6 tRNA genes are annotated in these 583 nt (G+C 52.0%); all 6 read right to left on the bottom strand.

Going from position 1 to position 583, the window contains the following annotated elements:
* Positions 1-5: 5 nt before the first annotated feature.
* Positions 6-82, bottom strand: a tRNA-Ile gene (locus tag BTR1S_RS21515).
* A gap of 12 nt (positions 83-94) precedes the next feature.
* Positions 95-168, bottom strand: a tRNA-Gly gene (locus tag BTR1S_RS21510).
* An 8-nt stretch (positions 169-176) separates the two neighbouring features.
* A tRNA-His gene (locus tag BTR1S_RS21505) sits at positions 177-252 on the bottom strand.
* A 26-nt stretch (positions 253-278) separates the two neighbouring features.
* Positions 279-354: transfer RNA gene (locus tag BTR1S_RS21500), tRNA-Phe, on the bottom strand.
* A gap of 10 nt (positions 355-364) precedes the next feature.
* Positions 365-441 (bottom strand) — tRNA-Asp (locus tag BTR1S_RS21495).
* 51 nt (positions 442-492) lie between these two features.
* Positions 493-569, bottom strand: a tRNA-Met gene (locus BTR1S_RS21490).
* Positions 570-583: the final 14 nt, after the last annotated feature.

Here is a 583-nt window from a genome sequence, read left to right as displayed (position 1 = left end):
TATCATGGTGGGCCTGAATGGACTTGAACCATCGACCTCACGCTTATCAGGCGTGCGCTCTAACCAACTGAGCTACAGGCCCATGATATACAAATGGAGCGGGTGATGGGAATCGAACCCACGACATCAGCTTGGAAGGCTGAGGTTTTACCACTAAACTACACCCGCATTTCGCATGGGGCGGTTGATGGGAATCGAACCCACGAATGCCAGAGCCACAATCTGGTGCGTTAACCACTTCGCCACAACCGCCACAATTCATATGAAATTTTCTACAATGGTGGCTCGGGACGGAATCGAACCGCCGACACACGGATTTTCAGTCCGTTGCTCTACCAACTGAGCTACCGAGCCTTTTTAAAAATGGCGGTCCGGACGGGACTCGAACCCGCGACCTCCTGCGTGACAGGCAGGCATTCTAACCAACTGAACTACCGGACCAATGTTTTGGCTGTACCCTTCGGGCACTCCTTATTTAATGAGTAAATATTTTGGTTGCGGGGGCAGGATTTGAACCTGCGACCTTCGGGTTATGAGCCCGACGAGCTACCGAACTGCTCCACCCCGCGATGATAAAATATGT

Origin of the sequence: Bacillus sonorensis NBRC 101234 = KCTC 13918 (assembly GCF_001592005.1) — a bacterium.
Classification (GTDB): domain Bacteria; phylum Bacillota; class Bacilli; order Bacillales; family Bacillaceae; genus Bacillus; species Bacillus sonorensis.
This window is presented reverse-complemented; position numbering and strand designations above follow the sequence as displayed.